The 10,072-nt window shown below is 61.7% G+C and carries 8 protein-coding genes; 5 read left to right on the forward strand and 3 right to left on the reverse strand.

The annotated features are described in order from the left end of the window. Positions 1-204: 204 nt before the first annotated feature. The 3 genes from KGB27_RS09860 to rpmE form a co-directional block, all read right to left on the reverse strand. Positions 205-1,473, reverse strand: coding sequence for a malic enzyme-like NAD(P)-binding protein (locus tag KGB27_RS09860; protein ID WP_008025204.1), 1,269 nt, complete (start codon positions 1,471-1,473; stop codon positions 205-207). Between the two features lie 184 nt (positions 1,474-1,657). Next, on the reverse strand, positions 1,658-2,470 hold the full coding sequence (locus KGB27_RS09865) for a thermonuclease family protein (RefSeq protein WP_207284669.1): 813 nt from the start codon (positions 2,468-2,470) through the stop codon (positions 1,658-1,660). A gap of 11 nt (positions 2,471-2,481) precedes the next feature. Beyond that, on the reverse strand, positions 2,482-2,700 hold the full coding sequence (rpmE, locus tag KGB27_RS09870) for a 50S ribosomal protein L31 (RefSeq protein ID WP_008025207.1): 219 nt from the start codon (positions 2,698-2,700) through the stop codon (positions 2,482-2,484). A gap of 288 nt (positions 2,701-2,988) precedes the next feature. Between rpmE and KGB27_RS09875 the strand changes: the two genes are divergently transcribed. From KGB27_RS09875 to hslU, 5 genes are all read left to right on the forward strand, one after another. Beyond that, positions 2,989-5,208, forward strand: a complete 2,220-nt coding sequence (locus KGB27_RS09875; RefSeq protein ID WP_008041865.1) for a primosomal protein N' — start codon at positions 2,989-2,991, stop codon at positions 5,206-5,208. 235 nt (positions 5,209-5,443) lie between these two features. Next, the gene (gene argS / locus KGB27_RS09880) at positions 5,444-7,180 is read left to right on the forward strand and encodes an arginine--tRNA ligase (RefSeq protein ID WP_192226850.1); all 1,737 of its coding nucleotides are present in this window, start codon (positions 5,444-5,446) and stop codon (positions 7,178-7,180) included. A 1-nt stretch (position 7,181) separates the two neighbouring features. After that, the gene (locus tag KGB27_RS09885) at positions 7,182-7,880 is read left to right on the forward strand and encodes an SPOR domain-containing protein (RefSeq protein ID WP_008025212.1); all 699 of its coding nucleotides are present in this window, start codon (positions 7,182-7,184) and stop codon (positions 7,878-7,880) included. Between the two features lie 217 nt (positions 7,881-8,097). After that, on the forward strand, positions 8,098-8,637 hold the full coding sequence (hslV, locus tag KGB27_RS09890) for an ATP-dependent protease subunit HslV (protein ID WP_008025213.1): 540 nt from the start codon (positions 8,098-8,100) through the stop codon (positions 8,635-8,637). Between the two features lie 54 nt (positions 8,638-8,691). Then, complete coding sequence (hslU, locus tag KGB27_RS09895; protein WP_008025214.1) at positions 8,692-10,029, forward strand: ATP-dependent protease ATPase subunit HslU; 1,338 nt, start codon at positions 8,692-8,694, stop codon at positions 10,027-10,029. Positions 10,030-10,072 lie beyond the last annotated feature (43 nt).

Genomic DNA, 10,072 nt, shown 5'->3' on the forward strand with positions numbered 1-10,072 from the left:
ACCCGGCCTCTTCGCGGGCGAGCCTCGCTCCTACAGGTTTTGTGTTGTACGCAGTATTCGCGACCGGCACAAAACCCGTAGGAGCGAGCGGTGCGGCGATCCGACTTGCCCGCGAAGAGGCCCGCACAGGCAACACACAAACCACAGACAATAAAAAACCCCGGCTCACAAGAACCGGGGCTTCGGTTGAAGCGTTACAACGGCTTAGCCGTTGAACACATCATCCACGCTTTTCAGCGGGTAGTTCTTCGGATACGGCAGGGTTGCCACGCCGGTCTCGATTGCAGCCTTGGCCACGGCATCGGAGATCAGGGTGATCAGACGCTTGTCCATTGGCTTCGGAATGATGTACTCACGACCGAATTCCAGCTTGATGCCGCCGTAGGCGTCGCACACTTCCTGAGGAACCGGCAGTTTGGCCAGTTCACGCAGGGCGTTGGCTGCTGCCACTTTCATTTCTTCGTTGATGCGCTTGGCGCGAACGTCCAGGGCACCACGGAAGATGAACGGGAAGCCCAGTACGTTGTTGACCTGGTTCGGGTAGTCCGAACGGCCGGTCGCCATGATCACGTCGTTACGGGTGGCGTGTGCCAGTTCCGGGGAGATTTCCGGATCCGGGTTCGAGCACGCGAACACGATCGGGTTGGCCGCCATGGACAGCAGGCCTTCAGCGCTCAGCAGGTTCGGACCGGACAGGCCGACGAACACGTCTGCGCCTTGCAGGGCGTCAGCCAGGGTGCGCTTGTCGGTCGCGTGAGCGAAGACAGCCTTGTACTGGTTCAGGTCGTCACGGCCGGAGTGGATCACGCCGGTACGGTCAACCATGTAGATGTTTTCGATGTTGGCGCCCATGCTCACCAGCAATTTCATGCAGGAGATGGCCGCCGCACCGGCACCCAGGCAGACGATCTTGGCGTCGGCGAGGGTTTTGCCAGCGATTTCCAGGGCGTTGATCATGCCGGCGGCAGTCACGATTGCGGTGCCGTGCTGGTCATCGTGGAATACCGGGATGTCGCACTGCTCGATCAGAGCGCGTTCGATCTCAAAGCACTCAGGTGCCTTGATGTCTTCCAGGTTGATGCCACCGAAGGTGATGGAGATGCGCTTGACGGTGTCGATGAAGGCTTGCGGGCTTTCGGAGTCGACTTCGATGTCGAAAACGTCGATGCCGGCGAAGCGCTTGAACAGCACGCCTTTACCTTCCATCACTGGCTTGGAAGCCAATGGGCCGAGGTTACCCAGGCCCAGAATCGCGGTGCCATCGGAAATGACTGCAACCAGGTTGCCTTTACCGGTGTATTTGTAGGCCAGTTCAGGATCGCGGGCGATTTCGCGTACTGGTTCGGCTACGCCGGGGCTGTAGGCCAGCGACAGGTCGCGGGCGGTAGCGGTGGCCTTGGTGAGCTCGACACTCAGCTTACCTGGACGAGGATGGGCGTGATATTCGAGAGCGGCAGTTTTCAGATCAGACATGGGGGCATTCCGCTTTTACTGTTGGACAGACTGGTCAGCGAGGATACGCGCCTCGCAAAGTCCCCACAAGACTGACCAGTCACCCCTGTCAAGCGCCCCGCCCTACGACTTTGGGCCAAGAGCCACGGAACACAAGGGATAGACTGTTCACAATCGACAATAAAAATGTCTACAATTTTTTTTATCAAGGCGCCGCTTGCAACATCGCCGGATCGGTCAATGGAAGGAGCCAGCGCGCTTGCCCCGCTTGCAATCCGCCACGGCGCGAACGGTCCACGACCCAGCCACGGGCCTCGACCTGCTTGCCTTTCAGGCGCTCCAGCGCCGCACCATCAAATTGCCCCAGCACATTGGGCGCAACACGCAGTACAAGAGAATCCTGCAACTCGATCCAAACACCGCCGCGATTGCGTTGAACCTTGCTCACACGCCCACTGACCAGCGCGAAGCCGGACGTGTTGATCTGCTCCGCTTTCAGTACAGGCGACTGGCGCCACACACCGAGCCCGGCTTGCCGCGCACTGCGTTCCGCTGCTTGCTGACAGGCCACCAGATCGACATTCGGGGCGACCGCCACCTGGAAACCGAGCCCTTCTGCGAGCATCTGCGCTTCGAGGTTGGCACCCTTGGCGTCATAAAGATGCGCAAGGGTACGACCGTAGTGATCCTTGCTCTCTTTACCCGGCAGCACACCGACCCGCCCGCCACTGGCAGCCACCAATGCTTCCAGGCGCTTGCGCGCCGCCACGGCGAACGGCTCGTCGGAGCGGCCCTGCTTGCCCAGCTCGGGCGTATTCAAGCCGATCATGCGCACGCTGCGGCCATCGCTCAGGCGCACGGTGTCACCATCCACCACCCGTTGCACCGCGACCGACGTCAGCCCATCCGGTACCGGGCAGAAGGCCTGGGCGCCCGAAAGCCAAATCGCGGACACAAAAAAGGCGCCCGCAAGGGACGCCTTTTTTATCAGTCTGGAGAAGCCGGAACGACCTTCCAAAATGATTGGCCTTAGGCCTTTTTCGCGCCGAAAGCACCGAAACGGTCTGCGAAGCGCTGAACGCGGCCGCCAGTGTCCAGAGTCTTTTGCTTACCGGTGTAGAACGGGTGGCATTCGTTGCAAACGTCGATCGCCAGGGCTTTGCCGAAGGTCGAACGGGTTTCGAACTTGTTGCCACAGCTGCAGGTAACAGCGATGGCTGGGTATTCTGGATGGATATCAGCTTTCATGGTGTCTTCCTCAGGCTGCGTGCCGCCACCCAACACTATTGTTGAATACCGCACGTAATTAGGCCGCGGATTCTACCAGACAATCTCAATCACGCAAGCTGTCGCTGAGACCGACCGTCTGCTAGGCTCCCGACCCAATACGCGATCCCCTGTAGGAGTGAGCCTGCTCGCGATAGCGGCCTGCCAGTCGCCACAATGTTGACTGCAAGATTGCTATCGCGAGCAGGCTCACTCCCACAGGTTATATGTCACGCCCCCCCTATTGTTTGTTGATCGAGACCCCCCCGCGTGCCCGACGCCATTTTGCGCCTCGCCCTGCCTTCGCCCCTGCGCCGCCTGTTCGATTACCGTGCCCCGGCCGGAGTCCTGCGCGCCCAGTTGCAACCGGGCATGCGCCTGCGCGTACCTTTCGGCCGGCGGGAGATGATCGGGATTCTGGTGGAGGTCACCGACACCAGCGAAGTGCCGGCAGAAAAGCTCAAACCGGCCCTGGCCCTGCTCGACGCCACGCCGCCCTTGCCGCCAGCGCTGTTCAAGCTGTGCCTGTGGACCTCTCAGTATTATCAGCACAGCCTCGGCGACACCTTGAGCTGGGCGCTGCCGGTGTTGTTGCGTCAGGGCGAGCTGGCCGAAGCGCGCCAGGAACGTTTCTGGTCCGCCGCGCCTGGCGCCAGCCTCGATGACCCGCGCATCGCCCGGGCCCCGCGTCAGCGCGAGGCGCTGGCAACCCTGGCGCAGCATCCTCATGGCGTCGCCCATCAGTTGCTGAGCAAGCTGATGCTGAGCAAGGACAGCCTGGATCTGCTGCTGGCCAAGGATCTGGTGCAAGTGGAGATCCGCAAGCACGCCCCCGGCGCACGCCACGAGCATTGGCTGGCGCAACCGGAATTGCCGCTCAACCCTGAGCAACGCGCCGCCTATGAGGCGATTCGCGCCGGGTTCGACAGTTATCACGCGTTCCTGCTGGCCGGCGTCACTGGCAGTGGCAAGACCGAAGTCTATTTGCAGTTGATCCGCGAAACCCTTGAAGCCGGCAAGCAAGCACTGGTGTTGATCCCGGAGATCAACCTCGGCCCGCAGACCCTGGCGCGCTTCGAACAACGGTTCAATGCGCGGATTGCGCTGATCCACTCGGCGGTCAACGATCGCGAGCGCCTCGAAGCCTGGCTCGCCGCGCGCGACGGCGACGCCGACATTATTATCGGCACCCGTTCGGCGCTGTTCACGCCGATGAAAAACCCCGGCCTGATCATCATCGACGAAGAGCACGACGGCTCTTATAAACAGCAGGAAGGCCTGCGCTACCACGCCCGCGACCTGGCATTGGTCCGCGCACGGCAGGAAAACATCCCGATCGTGCTCGGTTCCGCCACGCCTTCGCTGGAAAGCCTGCACAACGCCTACACCGGGCGTTACGGCCTCCTACGCTTGAATGAACGCGCTGGCGGCGCCAAGCAGCCACGCTTCCTGCGCCTGGATGTGAAAAGTCGCCCGCTCGACAGCGGCATTTCCGGGCCGATGCACCAAGCCATCGGCCAGACACTCGCGGCCGGCCAGCAAGTATTGGTGTTCCTCAACCGTCGAGGTTTCGCCCCGACGTTGCTGTGCCACGACTGCGGCTGGATGTCCGAATGTCAGCGCTGCGATGCGCGAATGACCGTGCACCAGCGCTCCGGCGAACTGCGCTGCCACCATTGCGGCTACGTCGAACGCGTGCCCCGGCACTGCCCGAAGTGCGGCAAAGTGGATTTGCGGCCGGTGGGCGCCGGCACCGAGCGCGCCGAGGAACGCCTGGCCATTCTGTTCCCGGATGTTCCGGTGCTGCGGGTCGACCGCGACAGCACGTCGCGCAAGGACGCGATGAATCAGTTGTTCGCGACCATTCAGAAGGGTCACCCGTGCATTCTGGTGGGCACGCAAATGCTTGCCAAAGGGCATCACTTTCCACGGGTGACGCTGGTGTCGATTCTCGATGCCGACGGCGGATTGTTCTCAGGTGACTTCCGCGCCAGCGAACGCATGGCGCAACTGATCGTGCAGGTCGCCGGCCGCGCAGGCCGGGCTGAAGAGCCGGGCAAAGTGATCATCCAGACCCATCTGGCGGACCATCCGCTGCTGGTGCAACTGACTGAACAAGGCTACTTCGCGTTCGCTGAACAGGCGCTGAGCGAACGACGCGCTGCCGGGTTGCCGCCGTTTGCGCATTTGGCGCTGCTGCGGGCCGAAGCGCACAAACCGGGGCAGGCTGAAGGGTTTCTCGACGAGGCGTGCAGCGAGGCCGAGCGTTTGCTGGCGGAACAGAATCTGACCGGGATCGAATTGCTCGGGCCGGTGCCCGCACCGATGGAACGTCGGGCCGGGCGTTATCGCGCGCAGTTATTGTTGCAGGCAACGGCCCGGGCGCCGCTGCACCGATTGCTGGCCAGTTGGTTGCTGGTGCTGGAGCAGATGCCGAGCGGGCGGGCGGTGCGCTGGTCTTTGGATGTCGACCCGGTCGATTTGTATTGATTTCAATATTGCCTTCGCGGGCAAGCCTCGCTCCTACGGGTTTGTGTCGTTCACAATATTGGCAAACGACTCGACCCTGTAGGAGCGAGGCTTGCCCGCGAAGAGGCCCTAATAGTCACCACATATCCACAACCTGCCCGCTATAGTTGGCAAGCCCGCCTTCGCAACGGATAATGCCCAGTTTTTCCACCAGCGCATCGAAGCGCCGCCGCGCTTGCGGTCGAAAGAGAAGACCATGAAAGACACCATTCGCCAGTTGATCCAACAAGCCATCACCCAACTCGTCAACGAAGGTGTGTTGCCTGAAGGCCTGACGCCGGCGATCCAGGTGGAAAACTCCCGTGACAAGAAGAACGGCGACTTCGCCAGCAACATCGCCATGATGCTGGCCAAGCCGGCCGGCATGAAGCCGCGTGATCTGGCCGAGAAAATCATCGCCGCGCTGCCGGCTGACGAAAACATCACCAAGACCGAAATTGCCGGTCCTGGCTTCCTGAATTTCTTCCAGAACACCGACGCCCTGGCCACCCGCCTCGACGCCGCACTGGCCGACGAGCACATCGGCGTGCGCAAGGCCGGCCCGGCGCAACGCACCGTGGTCGACCTGTCGGCACCGAACCTCGCCAAAGAGATGCACGTCGGCCACTTGCGTTCGACCATCATCGGCGACGGCGTGGCTCGCGTTCTGGAGTTCCTCGGCGACGAAGTGATCCGTCAGAACCACGTGGGCGACTGGGGCACCCAGTTCGGCATGCTGATGGCTTACTTGCAGGAAAACCCGATCACCAGCGACGAGCTGTCGGACCTGGAAAACTTCTACCGCGCCGCCAAGGGCCGTTTTGACGAATCCGAAGAGTTCGCCGACCGCGCCCGTGGCCTGGTGGTCAAGCTGCAAGCCGGCGACCCGGATTGCCTGGCGCTGTGGACCAAGTTCAAGGACATCTCGCTGTCGCACTGCCAGAAAATCTACGAGCTGCTGAACGTCAAACTGACCATGGCCGACGTGATGGGCGAAAGCGCCTACAACGACGACCTGATCAACGTGGTCAACGACCTCAAGGCCGCCGGCATGCTGGTCGAGAGCAACGGCGCGCAGTGCGTGTTCCTTGACGAGTTCAAGAACGCTGACGGCGACCCGCTGCCGGTGATCATCGTCAAGGCGGATGGCGGCTACCTCTACGCCACCACCGACCTGGCGGCGGTACGTTATCGCAGTGGCAAGCTGAAGGCTGATCGCGCGCTGTACTTTGTCGACCAGCGCCAGGCCCTGCACTTCCAGCAAGTGTTCGCCGTCGCCCGCAAGGCCGGCTTCGTGACGCACCCGATGGAAATGGAACACATGGGTTTCGGCACCATGAACGGCGCCGATGGCCGTCCGTTCAAGACCCGTGACGGCGGCACCGTGAAGCTGATCGACCTGCTGACCGAAGCCCAGGAGCGCGCCTACAACCTGGTCAAAGAGAAAAACCCGGAGCTGGCCGAAGACGAGCTGCGCAACATCGCCAAGGTCGTGGGCATCGGCGCAGTGAAATACGCCGACCTGTCCAAGCACCGCACCAGCGACTACAGCTTCAACTTCGACCTGATGCTGAACTTCGAAGGCAACACCGCGCCGTACCTGCTGTACGCGTACACCCGTGTGGCGGGCGTGTTCCGCAAGCTCGGCAAAGACTTCAGCGAAGTCGAAGGGCAGATCGTCCTGGAAGCCGCGCATGAACATGAGCTGGCAGCCAAACTCGCGCAATTCGGCGAAATCCTGAACAACGTGTCCGAGAAAGGCACGCCGCACATCCTCTGCACCTACCTGTACGACGTTGCCGGCCTGTTCTCCAGCTTCTACGAGAACTGCCCGATCCTCAGTGCTGAAACCCCGGCGCAAATGCAAAGCCGCTTGCGTCTTGCCGCGCTGACCGGCCGCACTCTCAAGCAAGGCCTGGAACTCTTGGGTCTGGAAACTCTGGAGCGTATGTAAGTTGGCTGCCAAGAAAAAACCTGCACCCAAGCGTGGCGCCAGCCGTTACCAAGCTCCTGCAAAGCAACCGATCCCGGGTTGGTTGTGGATGGCCATCGGCCTGACGGTCGGCGCGTTCATTGTGTTCCTGATGAAGCTGGAACCGGGCAAGGGCAGCGACAGCGTCAAGCGCGAGAAGATCGAGCAGCAGAAAGCCACCAAGGTCGCCGAGGCCAACAAGACCCCGCCGAGCCCGACGCAACCGGTGAAGCCGAAGTACGACTTCTACACCTTGCTGCCGGAATCGGAAGTCATCGTGCCGCCGGATGCCGTGCCGGAGAAAACACCGCCGACGCCGGCGGTACCGACCACGCCGGTAACCCCGGCGGAAGCGGCGAAGATCGACACGGCGCGGGCTCAGGCGGCATTGGCTGGCATCACCCCGCCGCCACCGCCACCCGTGGCCAAGGCGGCACCGGTGACCAAGTTCTTCCTGCAGGCCGGTTCGTTCCGCAAGGAGGCTGATGCAGACAAGGTGCGCGCGCAGATCATCCTGCTCGGCCAAGCGGTATCGGTTGAGTCCGGCACGGTGAAGGACGAGACGTGGTATCGGGTGTTGGTCGGGCCGTTCAGCAACCGCGAACAACTGACCACCGCGCAGAAACAACTGTCCGGCGCCGGGTTCAGCAACCTGTTGTTACAACAACGCCAGAACCGCTGATTCGCGTTATCGTTCATCGCGAGCAGGCTCGCTCCCACAGGATTTGCGCCAACCCTGTGGGAGCGAGCCTGCTCGCGATTGGCGTCAGCACTCCCACCACACATCTTCGTGTACGCCACCGCTCGTCCCCTCTCCCGCCCCGCAGTTGAAAAACGCTCCACCACCCCCATATGAGTTGGCATAAGGCATTTTCGCCCCGCTGCGTGGAGACTCTCCCTTGACCACCATCGTTTCAGTTCGCCGCCACGGCAAAGTCGTCATGGGCGGCGACGGCCAGGTTTCTCTCGGCAATACCGTGATGAAAGGCAACGCGAAGAAAGTTCGTCGCCTCTACCACGGCGAAGTCCTCGCCGGTTTTGCTGGCGCCACGGCCGACGCCTTTACCCTTTTCGAGCGCTTCGAAGGTCAACTGGAGAAACACCAGGGCCATCTGGTTCGCGCCGCCGTCGAACTCGCCAAAGAATGGCGCACCGACCGCACCCTCAGCCGCCTCGAAGCCATGCTCGCGGTCGCCAACAAAGACGCGTCCCTGATCATCACCGGCAACGGCGACGTTGTTGAGCCTGAACAAGGCCTGATCGCCATGGGTTCCGGCGGCGCCTACGCCCAGGCCGCCGCCAGTGCGCTGCTGAAGAAAACCGACCTGTCAGCCCGGGAAATCGTCGAAACCGCCCTCGGCATTGCCGGCGACATCTGTGTATTCACCAACCACACCCAGACCATTGAGGAGCAGGACTGCGCCAAAGGCGACGAGTAAGTCTGTTTCGGCCCCACGCCACGACTCATCTTGTTTAAGGTCCGTCAAAATATTATGTCCATGACTCCCCGTGAAATCGTCCACGAACTCAACCGCCATATCATCGGCCAGGACGATGCCAAACGCGCCGTCGCCATCGCGCTGCGTAACCGCTGGCGCCGGATGCAACTGCCGGAAGAGCTGCGCGTTGAAGTAACGCCGAAGAACATCCTGATGATCGGCCCGACCGGCGTCGGCAAAACCGAGATCGCCCGTCGCCTGGCCAAACTGGCCAACGCACCGTTCATCAAAGTCGAAGCGACCAAGTTCACCGAAGTCGGCTACGTCGGCCGCGACGTCGAGTCGATCATTCGTGACCTGGCCGACGCCGCCATCAAGCTGCTGCGCGAACAGGAAATGACCAAGGTTCGCCACCGCGCCGAAGATGCCGCCGAAGAGCGCATCCTCGACGCCCTGCTGCCACCGGCGCGCATGGGCTTCAACAACGATGACGCCCCGTCGGCCGACTCCAACACCCGCCAGCTGTTCCGCAAGCGCCTGCGCGAAGGCCAGCTGGATGACAAGGAGATCGAAATCGAAGTCGCCGAAGTGTCCGGCGTCGATATCTCCGCGCCACCGGGCATGGAAGAAATGACCAACCAGTTGCAGAGCCTGTTCGCCAATATGGGCAAGGGCAAACGCAAGAGCCGCAAGCTCAAGGTCAAGGAAGCGCTGAAACTGGTCCGCGACGAAGAAGCCAGCCGCCTGGTCAACGATGAAGAGTTGAAGGCCAAGGCGCTGGAAGCGGTCGAGCAGCACGGCATCGTGTTCATCGACGAAATCGACAAGGTTGCCAAGCGCGGTAACTCCGGTGGCGTCGATGTGTCCCGTGAAGGCGTGCAACGCGACTTGCTGCCGCTGATCGAAGGCTGCACCGTCAACACCAAACTGGGCATGGTCAAGACCGACCACATCCTGTTCATCGCTTCTGGCGCGTTCCACTTGAGCAAGCCGAGCGATCTGGTGCCTGAGCTGCAAGGCCGTCTGCCGATTCGTGTCGAACTGAAGGCGCTGACGCCGGAAGACTTCGAACGCATCCTCAGCGAACCGCACGCCTCGCTCACCGAGCAATATTGCGCACTGCTGAAAACCGAAGGCCTGGCCATCGAGTTCCAGCCGGATGGCATCAAGCGCATCGCCGAGATCGCCTGGCAGGTCAACGAGAAAACCGAGAACATCGGCGCCCGTCGCCTGCACACGCTGCTTGAGCGTCTGCTCGAAGAGGTGTCGTTCAGCGCCGGCGACCTGGCCAGCGCTCACGACGACAAGGTGATCCTGATCGACGCCGACTACGTCAACAACCACCTCGGCGAATTGGCGCAGAACGAAGACCTGTCCCGTTATATCCTGTAGGTCATGTGAGACCTGTGTAGGAGCCGGCTTGCCGGCGATGGGG

Origin of the sequence: Pseudomonas sp. BF-R-01 (genome assembly GCF_019946615.1) — a bacterium.
Lineage (GTDB): Bacteria > Pseudomonadota > Gammaproteobacteria > Pseudomonadales > Pseudomonadaceae > Aquipseudomonas > Aquipseudomonas migulae.